This is a genomic window from Georgenia daeguensis (assembly GCF_039537705.1).
Lineage (GTDB): Bacteria > Actinomycetota > Actinomycetes > Actinomycetales > Actinomycetaceae > Georgenia > Georgenia daeguensis.
The window spans coordinates 131,369-145,922 of record NZ_BAABBA010000006.1; the positions used below are offsets into that span (position 1 = coordinate 131,369).

The 14,554-nt window shown below is 74.1% G+C and carries 14 protein-coding genes; 11 read left to right on the plus strand and 3 right to left on the minus strand.

All coding sequences use genetic code 11. The features are described from left to right. Positions 1–6 precede the first annotated feature (6 nt). Positions 7–624 (minus strand): hypothetical protein, encoded by a 618-nt coding sequence (locus ABD774_RS07905; RefSeq protein WP_345039573.1) that lies wholly within the window; start codon positions 622–624, stop codon positions 7–9. Between the two features lie 531 nt (positions 625–1,155). On the opposite strand from ABD774_RS07905, the gene ABD774_RS07910 reads away from it, so the two are divergent. Together ABD774_RS07910 and ABD774_RS07915 are read left to right on the plus strand one after the other, a co-directional pair. After that, positions 1,156–2,061, plus strand: a complete 906-nt coding sequence (locus ABD774_RS07910; protein ID WP_345039768.1) for an HhH-GPD family protein — start codon at positions 1,156–1,158, stop codon at positions 2,059–2,061. A 17-nt stretch (positions 2,062–2,078) separates the two neighbouring features. Then, a complete protein-coding gene (locus ABD774_RS07915; RefSeq protein ID WP_345039576.1) occupies positions 2,079–2,504 on the plus strand; it encodes a hypothetical protein in 426 nt (141 codons plus the stop codon). A gap of 4 nt (positions 2,505–2,508) precedes the next feature. Here the strand turns inward: ABD774_RS07915 and ABD774_RS07920 are convergent, their stop codons facing one another. Continuing rightward, positions 2,509–3,072 carry an amino-acid N-acetyltransferase gene (locus ABD774_RS07920; RefSeq protein ID WP_345039578.1) on the minus strand — a complete coding sequence of 188 codons (564 nt, stop codon included), beginning with the start codon at positions 3,070–3,072 and terminating at the stop codon, positions 2,509–2,511. Then, complete coding sequence (locus ABD774_RS07925) at positions 3,069–4,049, minus strand: sugar-binding transcriptional regulator (protein WP_345039580.1); 981 nt, start codon at positions 4,047–4,049, stop codon at positions 3,069–3,071. The genes ABD774_RS07920 and ABD774_RS07925 overlap by 4 nt, the downstream gene beginning before the upstream one ends. A 147-nt stretch (positions 4,050–4,196) precedes the next feature. Between ABD774_RS07925 and ABD774_RS07930 the strand changes: the two genes are divergently transcribed. The 9 genes from ABD774_RS07930 to ABD774_RS07970 all read left to right on the plus strand — a co-directional run bounded on the left by ABD774_RS07930 (position 4,197) and on the right by ABD774_RS07970 (position 14,477). Continuing rightward, a complete protein-coding gene (locus tag ABD774_RS07930) occupies positions 4,197–5,897 on the plus strand; it encodes a glycerol-3-phosphate dehydrogenase/oxidase (protein WP_345039770.1) in 1,701 nt (566 codons plus the stop codon). Between the two features lie 204 nt (positions 5,898–6,101). After that, positions 6,102–6,845, plus strand: coding sequence for an MIP/aquaporin family protein (locus ABD774_RS07935; RefSeq protein WP_345039582.1), 744 nt, complete (start codon positions 6,102–6,104; stop codon positions 6,843–6,845). A gap of 109 nt (positions 6,846–6,954) precedes the next feature. Then, positions 6,955–8,478: a glycerol kinase GlpK gene (gene glpK / locus ABD774_RS07940; protein WP_345039585.1), complete on the plus strand. Its 1,524-nt coding sequence runs from the start codon at positions 6,955–6,957 to the stop codon at positions 8,476–8,478. A 171-nt stretch (positions 8,479–8,649) separates the two neighbouring features. After that, the gene (locus ABD774_RS07945; protein ID WP_345039587.1) at positions 8,650–9,492 is read left to right on the plus strand and encodes an SMP-30/gluconolactonase/LRE family protein; all 843 of its coding nucleotides are present in this window, start codon (positions 8,650–8,652) and stop codon (positions 9,490–9,492) included. Between the two features lie 155 nt (positions 9,493–9,647). Beyond that, positions 9,648–10,457 carry a (Fe-S)-binding protein gene (locus ABD774_RS07950; protein ID WP_345039589.1) on the plus strand — a complete coding sequence of 270 codons (810 nt, stop codon included), beginning with the start codon at positions 9,648–9,650 and terminating at the stop codon, positions 10,455–10,457. Next, complete coding sequence (locus ABD774_RS07955) at positions 10,454–12,076, plus strand: LutB/LldF family L-lactate oxidation iron-sulfur protein (RefSeq protein ID WP_345039591.1); 1,623 nt, start codon at positions 10,454–10,456, stop codon at positions 12,074–12,076. Before ABD774_RS07950 ends, ABD774_RS07955 begins: the two co-directional genes overlap by 4 nt. After that, complete coding sequence (locus ABD774_RS07960) at positions 12,076–12,723, plus strand: LutC/YkgG family protein (protein ID WP_345039594.1); 648 nt, start codon at positions 12,076–12,078, stop codon at positions 12,721–12,723. Before ABD774_RS07955 ends, ABD774_RS07960 begins: the two co-directional genes overlap by 1 nt. A gap of 95 nt (positions 12,724–12,818) precedes the next feature. Beyond that, on the plus strand, positions 12,819–13,490 hold the full coding sequence (locus ABD774_RS07965; protein WP_345039596.1) for a uridine kinase family protein: 672 nt from the start codon (positions 12,819–12,821) through the stop codon (positions 13,488–13,490). Positions 13,491–13,616: 126 nt separating this feature from the next. Beyond that, positions 13,617–14,477 carry a DUF4349 domain-containing protein gene (locus ABD774_RS07970; protein WP_345039598.1) on the plus strand — a complete coding sequence of 287 codons (861 nt, stop codon included), beginning with the start codon at positions 13,617–13,619 and terminating at the stop codon, positions 14,475–14,477. The last annotated feature ends 77 nt before the right edge of the window (positions 14,478–14,554 follow it).

Below are 14,554 nucleotides of genomic sequence, written 5' to 3' on the forward strand. Positions count from 1 at the left end.
GCTGGCTCAGAGGGTGAAGCCCGTGTCCGCCGCGGGCAGGCTGGCCCCGCCCAGGGTGGCCGTGACCCGGTAGGAGCCGGGCTGCGCCGCACCCTGACCGCCCGGGCAGCCCTTCTCCGAGCGGGTGCCGTCCCACCGGATCGCCGTCTCGGTGCTGTCTCCGGAGTCGAGGAGCAGCTCACGCTCGGACGGCTCGGCGACGCAGTCGCCGGAGGACCAGACCCGGTCCTCCCCCGAGTGCACCGTCAGCACGAGAGAGGACGCCCCGGCGTCGAGCAGGCACGCCACCTCGGCACGGTTGGTCAGCGTCACCGCGAAGCTCGTCGGCTGCCCGGGGGTGGCGGACAGGCGCACGTCGAGGTCCCGCGGCGAGCACTTCCCCGGGTCGACGGGACCCGCTGGTTCCTCCTGCGCGGCGTCGCCGGCCGAGGCGGCCGAGGCGGCGGAGTCCTCCCCCGCCGATCCCTCGGCGGACCCCGCGGCCGCGGAGCCCTGGGCGGAGGCGGTCTGGGCCTCCGCGCCCTGCGCCGTGAGCGTGCGCACCAGCGAACTGACGCCCCACACCACCCCGGCGACCAGGGCGAGGAGCACGACCAGGGCGACGATGCGACGTCGCCAGATCACCGCCCGGCTGGGGCGAGGCCTGCGCGCCGGCGGCCGGCCGCCCGCCGGGCGGGAACCGGTCCGCGGCGGGAGGCCCTTCTCCCGTGCGCCGGGTGGGCGTCCCTGCGCCGCGCCGCTGGTCGGTCGCGTGTCGTCGGGGTTCGCGGCACCCGGCACGCGCGCTCCGGCCGGCGCGCGCCCTCCGGCCGGCGTCGCTGCACCGGCTCCAGGACCGCGGCGGGCCGGCCGCGACCGTTCCGTCGTCCGCCCCGTCGTGCCTCGCGTCGTCCCCACAGCGGGACCGTACGACGGCTCCCCCCGCCCCCGTCGTACCCACGCCCGGCGGGTCGGGTTTCGCCGGACGGGTCCGCCCGCGGGCACACTGCTGGGGTGAGAGCGCAGCCGACGACGCACAAGCGGGAGGTCCTGCCGACGGAGCGCCGGCCCGGGGCGGGGTCGAGGTGGCCCGGGCGGGAACAGCGGACGACGCCGGGGCGGACGGAGCCGGCGGCGCCCGGGCGGGCAGAGCCGACGACGGCGGACGCGACCGCCCTGCGGGACCTGCACCGGGCTGTGCTGGAGTGGTACGCCGCCAACGCGCGTGACCTCCCCTGGCGGCGCCCCGGCACCAGCCCCTGGGGCGTGCTGGTCACGGAGATCATGCTCCAGCAGACGCCCGTGGTCCGGGTCCGGCCCGCCTGGGAGGCGTGGATGGAACGCTGGCCCACCCCGGCCGACCTCGCGGCCGCCGCCCCGTCGGACGTGCTGCGCGCCTGGGACCGCCTCGGCTACCCCCGTCGGGCGCTGCGCCTGCAGGAGTGCGCGCGGGTGATCGCCACCGACCACGGCGGGCGGGTGCCGGACACCGAGGACGAGCTGCTCGCCCTGCCGGGCGTGGGCGCCTACACGGCTGCGGCGGTGGCGGCTTTCGCGCACGGGCGACGCGCCGTCGTGCTGGACACGAACGTGCGCCGGGTCCTCGGGCGGGTCATGGACGGACGCGCGCTGCCCGCCCCCTCGCTCGGCCGGCCCGAGCGGGCACGGGCGGCCGGCCACCTGCCGGCCGACGCGGAGAGGTCGGTGCGCTGGAACGTCGGCGTCATGGAGCTGGGCGCGCTGGTGTGCACGGCGCGAGCGCCGCGGTGCGAAGCCTGCCCGCTGGCCGAGCGGTGCGCCTGGGTGGCGGCGGGCCGCCCTGCCGACGAGCACGTGCACCGGCGCCGCGCCCAGGCGTGGCACGGCACCGACCGGCAGGTCCGGGGGCGGATCATGGCGCACCTGCGCGCGCTCCCGGACGAGGCGCCTGCGGGCCGGGACGAGCTGCTCGCCGCCGGTGCCGGCGGCGCCGACCCGGCCGCCCTGGCGGACCCCGGCCAGCCCGCCCGCGCGCTGGCCTCGCTGCTGGAGGACGGTCTGGTCGTCGCCGCCCCGGACGGCGCGGCCTACCGGCTGCCGTGACCCACTACCCTGCTCCGGTGAGCACCGCACCGCCCGAGGACGCCGTCGTGCGTGCCACGCGGGCGCTGCGCATCGCGCTGCTGGTCTGCGCCGGAGCCTGCGTCGTCCTCGGCCTGATGGGCGCCGCCCTCGCCCTCCTCACCGGCGACGACGCCTCGCTCTGGCCCGGGCTCACGCTGCTGGGCGCCGGCCAGCTCGCCGGGCTGGTGGGTGCCGCGGTCGCCGGCCTGGGACTGCGCCGGGTGCTCACCGGATCGGCCCCGCGCGACGTCACACCGCGGGTGCGCGCGACGCTCGGGCGGCTGGGCACCGCCCTGGGCGCGGTGCTGGCGGTCGGCGCCGCGGCGTGGATCCTCGCGCGCCCGTCGGCGTGGGTCGCCGTGCTCGCGTGCGCGCTGGTCAGCGCCCAGCTGGTCGCCGTACTGCGGTTCCTGCGGCGCTGAGCCCTCAGAGCTCGAGCAGCATCCGGGAGTTGCCGAGGGTGTTCGGCTTGACCCGGGCCAGGTCCAGGAACTCGGCGACGCCGTCGTCGTGCGAACGCAGCATCTGGGCGTAGACGTCCGTGCCCACCGGCGTCCCGGCGATCACCTCGAACCCGTGCCGGCGGAAGAAGTCGACCTCGAACGTCAGGCAGAAGACCCGGCGCAGCCCGAGGTCCCGCGCCCGGCCGACGAGGGTGTCCAGGAGCCGATGGCCGATGCCCCGCCCGGCCATCTCGGGCGCGACGGCGAGCGTGCGGACCTCGGCGATGTCGTCCCAGAGGACGTGCAGGGCGCCGCAGCCGACGATCGGCCGGTCCCCGGCCGCGTCGCCGACGTCCCCGGCCGCGTCGCCGGCGTCCCCGTCGGCGTCGTCCGCCAGCTCGGCGACGACGAACTCCTGCACGGCCTCGAAGTAGTCGATGAGCTCCTTGGCGATGAGGATGCGGTTCTCGGCGTAGGGCTGGACGAGATCGTAGATCGCCCGCACGTCCGCGGGCCGCGCCTGCCTCACCGCCACCGTCTCGCTCACCCGGCGATCCTAGGGCCGCGGTGGTTGCGCACCCGCTCGACCGCGGCCCGGGCCGTCGTCTCGTCGACCACGAGGTCGGTGACGACGCCGGCGCGCAGCGCCCCGATCAGGGGCGAGACCTTGGCCGTGCCGGCGACGACGCACATCCGCCGGCCGATCCGGCTGAGCTCCCGCGGCGTCGGCCCGGTGGCCCGCTGGTTGAGGGCGATGTCCGCGTACGAGCCGTCCTCGCGCAGCAGCACCGTGCAGACGTCGCCGACGACGCCCGTGGCGCGCAGCTGCTCGAGATCCTCCCGGTCGAGATAGCCGGCGGCGTAGACGTGGGAGGCCAGCGTGCCGGTCAGCGCGCCGACGCCGAAGAGCGCGATGTCGGCCCGCTCCTGGACGGCGAGCACGCGCCGGATCGAGCGTTCGCGCCACATCGCGGCCTTCGTCTCCGGGTAGTCGAAGAACGCCGGCACCGGGAAGTGGTGCACCCGGGCGTCGAACGCCTCCGCGGCCGCCGTCATGATCGACCCCACGTAGGGGATGCCCGAGGTGACCGGGTTCGCCGCCCCGTTGAGCTGGACCACCGCGCTGCCCGGCGCGCGCCGCGGGGTGAGGTGGCCGACGACGGCGGAGATGGTCGTCCCCCAGGCCACCCCGAGCACGGTGCCCGGCTCCACCCACGCGGAGACCATCCGGCCGGCCACCTGGGCCACCTGGTCGAGCCGCTGGACGTCCGTGGCGCCCTCGCGCACCGGCACCACGTGGGCGTTGACGCCGAACATCTCGCGGAGGGACCTGGAGACGACGTCGGAGCCGGCGGTGCGCGGCTGGATGGAGATGTGCACGAGACCGGAGTCCCGGGCCCTCTTGATCAGCCGGGACACCGTGGACCGGGAGACGCCGAGGCGCCGGGCGATCGCGTCCATCGTCTCGTCCTGGAGGTAGTACATCGCCGCCGCGACGTACACGTCGTCCTCACGCCCGTTCATCGGGACCTCCGATCACTGCACGTTCGTGCACTCGCATTGCGCGGTTGTGCGCCCAGCGCAAGCATAGGTCTCACCTGTCTGACCGAGGAGGAGCACGTGAGGACAACGACGTTGAACGAGCAGACCCGGTCGGCGGCACTGGACGCCATGAGCGACGACGAGGGCGTGGACGTCCTGGTCATCGGCGGCGGCGTGACGGGAGCGGGCATCGCGCTGGACGCGGCCACCCGAGGCCTGCGCACCGCCGTCGTCGAGATGCAGGACTGGGCCAGCGGCACCTCGTCCCGGTCGAGCAAGCTCGTCCACGGCGGTCTTCGCTACCTCTACCAGCTCGACTTCAAGCTGGTGCACGAGGCGCTGACCGAGCGCGGCCGCCTGCTGCGCACCATCGCCCCGCACCTGGTCACCGCCCAGCCGTTCCTCTGGCCGCTCAAGACGCCGGTCATCGAGCGTGCCTACAGCGCCGTGGGCGTGGGGATGTACGACGCGCTCTCGCTGCTGGGCGCGCGGGGCCGGTCGGTCCCGATCCAGAAGCACTACTCCAAGGCCGGGGCGCTCAAGCTCTTCCCGCAGATGAACCCCAAGAGCCTCGTGGGGGCGATCCGGTACTACGACGCCCGCGTCGACGACGCCCGCCTGGTGCTGGCACTGGTCCGCACCGCCGTCGGGTACGGCGCCCTGGCCGCCTCGCGCACCCAGGTGACCGAGATGACCAAGGACCCCACGGGGCGGGTGACCGGTGCGGTGGTGGTCGACCTCGAGACGGGCGAGTCGCGCACCGTCCGGGCCCGGCACATCATCAACGCCACGGGCGTGTGGACCGAGCAGACCGAGGCGCTCGGCGGCTCCGGCGCCGGCCTCGAGGTCCTCGCCTCCAAGGGCGTGCACATCGTGGTCCCCCGCGAGCGGATCAACGGCAGCACGGGCCTGTTCCTGCGCACGGAGAAGTCCGTGCTGTTCGTCATCCCCTGGGACCGCTACTGGATCATCGGGACCACGGACACGCCCTGGCACGAGGCGCGCCAGCACCCGGTGGCCACGCGCGAGGACATCGACTACATCCTCGACCACGCCAACGCCGTCCTCGACCCGCCCATCGGGCACGACGACGTCATCGGTGTCTGGGCGGGGCTGCGCCCGCTCCTCCAGCCGGGGACCAAGGGCGACGCCTCCGCCTCGACGAAGGTCTCCCGCGAGCACACCGTCACCGAGGCCGCCCCGGGGCTGACCGTCATCGCGGGCGGAAAGCTCACCACCTACCGGCAGATGGCGGAGGACGCCGTCGACTTCGCGCTCGGCCCCCGCGCGCAGACCCTGCCCTCCGTGACCGCCCGCACCCCCCTCGTGGGCGCGGACGGGTTCACCGCCACCAAGCGCCGCCGGAGCCAGATCGCCGCGCGTCACGGCTGGACCTCGGAGCGGGTCGAGCACCTGCTGCACCGGTACGGCTCGGAGACGGCCACGCTCCTCGAGATGATCGACGCCGACCCCGCGCTCGGCCGTCCGCTGCGGACCGCGCCGGACTACCTCGCCGCGGAGGTCGCCTTCGCCGCGACGCACGAGGGCGTCCTCCACCTCGAGGACATCCTGCTGCACCGGGTCCGGCTCAGCTACGAGACCCGCGACCGGGGCATCTCGGCGCTGGAGGAGATCGCCGGCATCGCCGGACCGATCCTGGGCTGGGACGCCGCCCGCACGGAGCGGGAGATCGCCGGCTACCGCCGTCAGGCCGAGGCGGAGATGGCCGCGGAGCACGAGCCCACCGACGCCGCCGCCGAGGAGGCCCGACTGAGAGTGGAGGACCTCGTACCGGTCCGTGACCTCGGACCGATCGACCCCGACGACTGACCCCCGGCGCCCGGACCCAAGAGTCCGGGCGCTCCGGTGTGCAGGAGAACCCCGATCCTCCGCGAAAACGCCCCTCCGGGGCGCGACAACGAGGATCATCCTGGACAACCGTCCCCCGGGACGGCCAGGACCGACACCGCGCCGCGCGGCGCCCGACTGGACACGTCGACGTGACCAGAAAGTGAGTTCGCAGTGGAACTTTCGATGATGGACATCTTCCTCTCGGAGGTGATGGGCACCGGGATGCTGACCCTGCTGGGTTGCGGCGTCGTGGCGAACGTCATCCTCCCGAAGACCAAGGGCTTCAACTCCGGCTGGGTCGTCATCACGTTCGGGTGGGGACTTGCAGTCTTCGCCGGCGTGTACGTGGCCTACAAGTCGGGCGCGCACCTCAACCCGGCCGTCACGTTCGGCCTCGCGGCCAGCGGCGGCGACCTCTTCGGAGGCAACGAGGAGCTCGGGATCGCCGCGGTGCCCAGCACGTTCGGCAACATCCTGACCTACCTCGCCGGCGAGATGGTCGGCGCCTTCCTCGGCGCCGTGCTGGCGTTCCTGACCTACAAGCGGCACTTCGACCAGGAGGCGCCGGGAGCCACCAAGCTCGCCGTGTTCTCCACCGGGCCGGAGCTGCGCAGCTACGGCTGGAACTTCGTCACTGAGGTCATCGGCACCTTTGTCCTCGTCTTCGTGATCCTGCTGTTCGGCCCGTCTCCGTCCGGGCTCGGCCCGCTCGCCGTCGCCCTGCTCGTCGTCGGCATCGGCATGAGCCTCGGTGGCCCCACCGGGTACGCCATCAACCCCGCCCGTGACCTCGGCCCCCGCATCGCGCACGCCGTGCTGCCCATCCGCGGCAAGGGCAAGAGCGACTGGGGCTACGCGTGGGTGCCCGTCGTCGGCCCGATCGTCGGCGGCGTGCTGGGCGGCCTGCTCGGCGGCGCCGTCTCCTGACCCCACCCGCGTCCCGGCCGCACCGCGGCCGGGCCACCCCGATTCGTACCCGCTCGACCCCACGGGCTCCGGACCTCGGCGCCCGCCACGATGATGTGAAAGGAACACCATGGCTGACGAGAAGAAGTACGTCCTCGCCATCGACCAGGGCACCACGAGCTCCCGCGCGATCGTCTTCGACCACTCCGGGCAGATCGTCGAGACCGGACAGCTCGAGCACGAGCAGATCTTCCCGCGGGCGGGCTGGGTCGAGCACGACCCCAAGGAGATCTGGACCAACGTCCGCGAGGTCGTCGGCCGGGCCCTGAGCCGGGCGAACCTGACCCACCGCGACATCGCGGCCGTCGGCATCACCAACCAGCGCGAGACCACGGTGGTGTGGGACAAGACCACCGGCGAGCCGGTCTACAACGCGATCGTCTGGCAGGACACCCGCACCGACAAGATCGTGAACGAGCTCGGCGGCTCGGAGGGGCAGGACAAGTACAAGGCGAAGGTCGGCCTTCCCCTGGCGACGTACTTCTCGGGCCCGAAGATCAAGTGGATCCTCGACAACGTCGACGGCGCGCGGGAGAAGGCCGAGGCGGGCGACCTGCTCTTCGGCAACACCGACAGCTGGGTCGTGTGGAACATGACGGGCGGCACCGACGGCGGCGTCCACGTCACCGACGTCACCAACGCCTCCCGCACGATGCTCATGGACCTGGCCACCCTGAGCTGGGACGAGGACATCGCCAAGGACATGGGCATCCCCCTGTCCATGCTCCCGGAGATCCGCTCCTCCTCCGAGGTCTACGGCGAGGGCCGCGAGGGCGGCTTCGTCCCGGGCGTGCCGATCGCCGGCATCCTCGGCGACCAGCAGGCGGCCACCTTCGGCCAGGCCTGCTTCGAGGTCGGCATGGCCAAGAACACCTACGGCACGGGCAACTTCATGCTGCTCAACACCGGCACGGAGCCGGTGGCGTCCAAGAGCGGCCTGCTCACCACCGTCTGCTACAAGATCGGCGACCAGCCCGCGGTGTACGCGCTCGAGGGCTCGATCGCCGTGACGGGCTCGCTGGTGCAGTGGCTGCGGGACAACCTCGGCCTGATCAGCTCCGCGCCGGAGATCGAGGACCTGGCCAAGACGGTCGAGGACAACGGCGGTGCGTACTTCGTGCCGGCGTTCTCCGGCCTGTTCGCCCCGTACTGGAAGTCCGACGCCCGCGGCGCGCTCGTCGGCCTGACGCGGTACGTCAACAAGGGGCACATCGCCCGCGCGGCGCTGGAGGCGACGGCGTTCCAGACCCGTGAGGTCAACGACGCCATGACGATCGACTCGGGCGTCGAGCTGACGGAGCTGAAGGTCGACGGCGGCATGATCGCGAACGAGACGCTCATGCAGTTCCAGGCCGACATCCTCGGCGTGCCCGTGGTCCGCCCCAAGGTCGCCGAGACGACGGCGCTCGGTGCCGCCTACGCGGCGGGTATCGCCGTCGGCTTCTGGCAGGGCGAGCAGGACGTCATCGACAACTGGGCCGAGGACAAGCGCTGGGAGCCGAGCATGGACGAGGGCGACCGCGAGCGCACCTACCGGCTGTGGAAGAAGGCCGTCACGCGGACCTTCAACTGGGTCGACGAGGACGTGAAGTAGCGGCGACGTAAGCCGTGACCGGCGCGCCCTGACCTCGACCGGCAGGGCCACAACGGGGAAGATCACTGTCCGTCACGGGCAGCGATCTTCCCCGTTGCCGGTTCTGCTCCGGGTGAGGGCCGCGCGGCGTTCGCTGGTGCCGCGGCGTGCCCCATCGGCCAGACTGGCCCCATGACCACTCCCGAACAGATCACCGACCCGCTGTGCTACCACGGAGAGGGCCCGGTGTGGTCCGAGAGCTGGGGCGGCCTGCGCTGGGTCGACATGCTCGCGGGGGACCTGATGACCCTGCGCGCCGACGGGACCGTGGACCGCCTGCACGTCGGCGAGGTCGCCGCGTTCGTCCGGCCGCGCGCTCGCGGCGGCTACGTCGTCGGGATCGAGCGGGGCCTCGCCCTGGCGGACGGGCCGGACGAGGTGCCGTCGCCGCAGCCGGAGCTGTGGACCGACCCGGGCATCCGCATGAACGAGGGCGGCTGCGACCCCGCCGGCAACCTCTACGCCGGCGGCATGCCCTACGACCGGACACCGGGCGCCGCGTCGCTGTACCGCGTCACGCCCGCCGGGGAGGTCTCCGTGGTCCTCGACAGCGTCACCACCTCCAACGGCATCGACTTCTCCCCCGACGGCTCCCGCGCCTACTACAACGACACCCACACCGGCGGGACCGACGTGTTCGACGTCGTCGACGGCGAGCTGACCAACCGCCGGCGCTTCCACTCCGCCGACGACGGCCGCGCGGACGGGCTGTGCGTGGACTCGGCGGGCAACGTCTGGGTGGCGCTGAACCGCGTGGGGCGCGTGCGCCTGTACTCCCCCGAGGCCGAGATCCTCACCGAGGTCTCCCTGCCCGTCCGCCTGACCACGGCGTGCACGCTCGGGGGCCCGGACGGGCGGGACCTGTACGTCACCACCTCGCGGGAGAAGCTCGAGGACCCCGAGCCCGAGGCCGGCGCGGTCTTCCGGATCCGTGCGGACGTGCCGGGCCGGCCGGTGCTGCCCTACGGCGGCTGACGGCGGCGCCGGACCGGGGCTCGGCCGCCACGGCGGTCGAGCCCCCGCACCGTCCTTGCGCCGGGGCTGACGCCCCGCGCCGGGACGACCGCCGTCGGCGGCCGTGGGTAGGGTGGGCACGCCGGCGGCGCCGCTGCTGCCGAGAGGGAGGTTCCGTGCGCGTCGCGCTGTTCGCCACCTGTATCAACGAGGCCATGTTCCCGCAGGCTCCGGCCGCGACGGCGCGGCTGCTCGAGCGGCTGGGGCACGAGGTCGTCTTCCCCGAGGCCCAGGCCTGCTGCGGGCAGATGCACGTCAACACCGGGTACTTCCGCGAGGCGGTGCCGGTGATCCGCAACCACGTGCGGGCCTTCGAGCCCGTGCTCGACGGCGAGTGGGACGCGATCGTCGGTCCGTCCGGCTCGTGCGTGGGATCGGTGCGTCACCAGCAGGCGATGGTCGCGCGGCGTGAGGGCGAGGAGCGGCTCGCGCGTGACGCCGAGCTGGTCGCCGCCCGGACGTACGAGCTCTCGGAGCTCCTGGTGGACGTCCTGGGCCTGAGCGACGTCGGGGCCTGGTTCCCGCACTCGGTGACGTACCACCCCACCTGCCACTCGCTGCGGATGATCAAGGTGGGCGACAAGCCGCTGCGGCTGCTGCGCGCCGTGGAGGGGATCGACCTGGTCGAGCTGCCCGAGGCGCAGGCGTGCTGCGGGTTCGGCGGCACGTTCTCGCTGAAGAACTCCGAGACGTCCGCCGCGATGGTCCAGGAGAAGGTGCGCCACGTGGTGAGCACCGGCGCCGAGGTCCTCGTGGCGGGGGACTACTCCTGCCTGATGAACATGGCCGGCAGTGCCTCCCGGCAGGGCACCGGCGTGCACGCCGCGCACCTGGCGGAGGTGCTCGCCAGCACCCGCGAGGAGCCCTGGTCCCCGGCGGTGCTGCCGGTGGACCGCGCCCCGACGACGGCGGAGGCCGGGCGATGACGACCTTCCTCGGCATGCCGCGCGTCGCGCCGCAGCCCGCGACCGCGCCCGAGGACCCGCTGCGGTGGGGGCCGGACTTCCCCACCGCAGCGCACGAGACGCTCGCCAACGGCCAGATGCGGACCAACCTGCGCCACGCCACGCACACCATCCGCGACAAGCGGCTCCGGGTGGTCTCCGAGCTGCCCGACTGGGAGCAGCTGCGCGAGGCCGGGGCGGCGGTCAAGCACTGGACGATGTCGCACCTGCCCGAGCTGCTCGTCCAGCTCGAGGAGCAGGTCACCGCACGGGGCGGGGTCGTGCACTGGGCCCGCGACGCGGCGGAGGCCAACCGGATCGTCACCGATCTCGTCCGGGCCACCGGCGAGACCGAGGTGGTCAAGGTCAAGTCGATGGCCACCCAGGAGATCGGCCTGAACGAGCACCTCGCCGCCGAGGGCATCACGGCCACCGAGACCGACCTGGCCGAGCTGATCGTCCAGCTGGCGGGGGACATGCCCTCGCACATCCTGGTCCCGGCGATCCACCGCAACCGGGACGAGATCCGTGCCATCTTCGCCGAGCGGATGGGCGACGCGCCCGCCGGCCTCACGAGCGAGCCCCGGGTGCTCGCGATGGCGGCCCGCGCGCACCTGCGGGCGAAGTTCCTCACCGCGAAGGTGGCGATCTCCGGGGCGAACCTGGCCGTCGCCGAGACCGGGACCGTGTCGGTCTTCGAGTCCGAGGGCAACGGGCGGATGTGCCTGACGCTGCCGGAGACGCTCATCACCGTCATGGGCATCGAGAAGCTCGTCCCGGCGTTCCGTGACCTGGAGATCTTCACCCAGCTCCTGCCGCGCTCGTCGACCGGCGAACGGATGAACCCCTACACCACGATGTGGACCGGGGTGACGCCCGGCGACGGCCCCCAGGCCTTCCACCTGGTGCTGCTCGACAACGGCCGCACGAAGGCGCTGGCGGACGAGGTCGGGCGGCAGGCGCTGCACTGCATCCGCTGCTCCGCGTGCATGAACGTCTGCCCGGTCTACGAGCACGCCGGCGGGCACGCGTACGGCTCCGTCTACCCCGGCCCGATCGGTGCGATCCTCACCCCGCAGCTGACCGGCATGGGTACCCACGGGGCCACCGACCCCCACGACCCGACGGCGTCCCTGCCCTTCGCCAGCTCGCTGTGCGGCGCGTGCTACGAGGCCTGCCCCGTCAAGATCGACATCCCCACGGCCCTGGTCCACCTGCGCAACCGCGCCGTGGAGTCCCAGCAGCGCAGGCTGCGGCCGACGGGCTGGGAGGCGGGCATGCGCGCCGCCTCGGCGGTGATGTCCTCCGGGTCGCGGTTCGCGGTCGCGGCGCGTGCCGCCGGCCTGGGCCGGATCGTCGCACGCGAGGGCCGCATCGCCTCCCTGCCCTTCCCCGGGTCGCTGTGGACCGGCGTCCGCGACCTGCCCGCACCTCCCGCGCGGTCGTTCCGGTCCTGGTGGCACCAGCACCAGGCCGACGGCGCGGCCCGGCCCGACGGCGCACCCCGGCCCGACGGCGCACCCCGGCCCGACGGCGCGGCCCGACCCGACGGCGCGGCCCGACCCGAGAGTGCCGTGCGGCCCGACGGAGGTGAGCGGTGATGGAGGCACGCGAGGCGATCCTCGCCCGGGTCCGTGACGCGCTCGGCCGGTCCCAGACCGCACCCGCCCCGGAGGTACCGCGCGACTACCGCGCCCACTCCGACGTCGCCCCCGGCTCGCCCGCGGCGATCGAGCTGCTCGTCGACCGCCTGGTCGACTACCGGGCGAACGTGCACCGGTGCGGACCTGGGGACCTGGCCACCACCCTCGGCCGGCTGCTCGGCGAGGCCGGCTCCGTCGTCGTCCCGGCGGGCCTGCCGCCCGAGTGGGCGGGCGCCGTCACCGGAGCCGGCGCCCGGGTGCTGCTGGACACCGCCACCGAGCCGCTGAGCCACGGGGAGCTCGACGCCGCCGGCGCGGTCCTCACCGCGGCGCGCGTGGCGATCGCGGAGTCGGGCACGATCGTGCTGGACGCCGAGCCGGACCAGGGGCGCCGCGCGATCAGTCTCGTGCCGGACCGCCACGTCTGCGTGCTGAGCGCACGCCAGGTCGTCGCCACGGTCCCCGAGGCCGTGGCGATCCTGGGCCAGCACCCGCACCGGCCCCTGACCTGGATCGCCGGGCCGAGCGCCACCAGCGACATCGAGCTGATCCGCGTCGAGGGCGTCCACGGCCCGCGCACCCTCGACGTCGTCATCGTCACGTGAGCGTGGCGGCGGGGCCCGGGCACGGCGACGGGCACGGCACCTAGACTTGCCGGTGCCCCGCTCCGGGGGCGCGGACCAGGTACGGAGGACGTGGCATGCCCCTGGGCGAACTTCGGGCGGACGAGCTCGACGACGGACCCCAGGAGGGCCTCTTCGACCTCCCGCCCGGGTCCCGGCACGCGCGGGCGCGGGTGGTGCTCCTGACCGGCCCCTCGGGGTCGGGCAAGACGTCGCTGACGCGCCGCGTCGGCCTCCCCGTGGTCTCGCTGGACGACTTCTACCTCGACGGCGACCACCCCGGGCTGCCGCGGCGCTACGGCGTCGTCGACTGGGACTCCCCGCGCACCTGGGACAAGGCCGGCGCCATGGCGGCGCTGGTCGAGCTCGCCACCACCGGCGAGACCGAGCTGCCGGTCTACGACATCCCCACCAACGCACGCACCGGCACCACCCGGCTCTCGCTCGACGGCTTCCCCGTCTTCATCGCCGAGGGCATCTTCGCCGCCGAGATCGTCGAGGCCTGCCTCGAGGAGGACATCCTCGCCGACGCGCTGTGCATCTTCCGCCCCCGGGCGCAGACGTTCTGGTTCCGCCTGATGCGGGACCTCGGCGAGGCCCGCAAGCCGCCGGTGACCCTGGTGCGGCGCGGCCTCAACCTGGCCAGGAACGAGCCGGCGATGATCGCCGACCTCGTCGCCAAGGGCTGCCGCAAGGTCCGCGTCGAGGAGGCCGAGCGGGACATCCGCACGCTGCTGACCACTCACTGAGGCCGGTGCCCGCAGGCCGGCGCCCGCAGGGCGGCGGGCGCCGCGCAGGTCACAGTACGACCTCGATCGGGTCACGATCCGGCCACCGCCGCCCGCGGCGGTGGGGGCCGGGCCTACGTTGCGGCCATGAGACGCCTGCGCTGGTTGCTCGCCCTGCTGTGCGGTGTGCTGCTGCTGGCCGGCTGCACCTCCGGGTCGGAGGAGGCCTCCGACGAATCCGGGGGCGGGGGTGTCGCGGCCCCCGGACAGGACGCCGGCGGAGAGGGCGTCGAGGGCGGAGGAGCCAGCGGCGAGGACGCGGAGGGCGGCGACGACCGCCAGGTCGTCACGACGGCGGACGCCGTCGTCGTCGTGGAGGATCCGTCCGCCGCGGCGGACGAGGTGGCGGCGGCGGCGGAGCGTGCGGGCGGCCGCGTCGACCAGCGCAACGAGCAGGCGGCCGGTGCGGACGGCACGGACTCGCGCCCCTCGGCGTGGCTGACCGTGCGCGTCCCGGCGGAGAAGCTCTCCGCGGTGCTCGAGGAGCTGGAGTCGATCGGCGAGGTCCGTCAGCTCTCCCAGGACTCCACGGACGTCACCGCCACCACCCGGGACCTCGACGCCCGGATCACGGCGCTGCGGACCTCGGTGGACCGCCTGCTGGGCATCATGGCCGACGCCGACGACAGCACGGCGCTCATCGCCGCGGAGTCGGCGATCAGCGAGCGGCAGGCGGAGCTGGAGTCTCTCCAGTCCGAGCGGGCGCACCTGGCCGACCAGGTGGCGATGTCGACGCTGAGGGTCGAGCTGGTGGCGCAGGACGACCCGGTCGTGGTGAACGCCGGCGGCTTCCTCGGCGGGCTGCGCACCGGCTGGGACGCCCTGGTCAGCGCGGTCGACGGACTGCTCGTGGGCCTCGGCGTGCTGCTGCCGTGGTTGGTCGTGGTCGGCCTGCCCGTCGCGGCCGTGCTGTGGTTCGCCCGCCGGCGCCGGCGCACCGCCGGCTGACCGGGCGGCCGGCCGGCCGGGCCGCCGGCCGCCCGACCCGACCCGACCCGTGCACCATCCCGCCCGGCGAGCCCGCG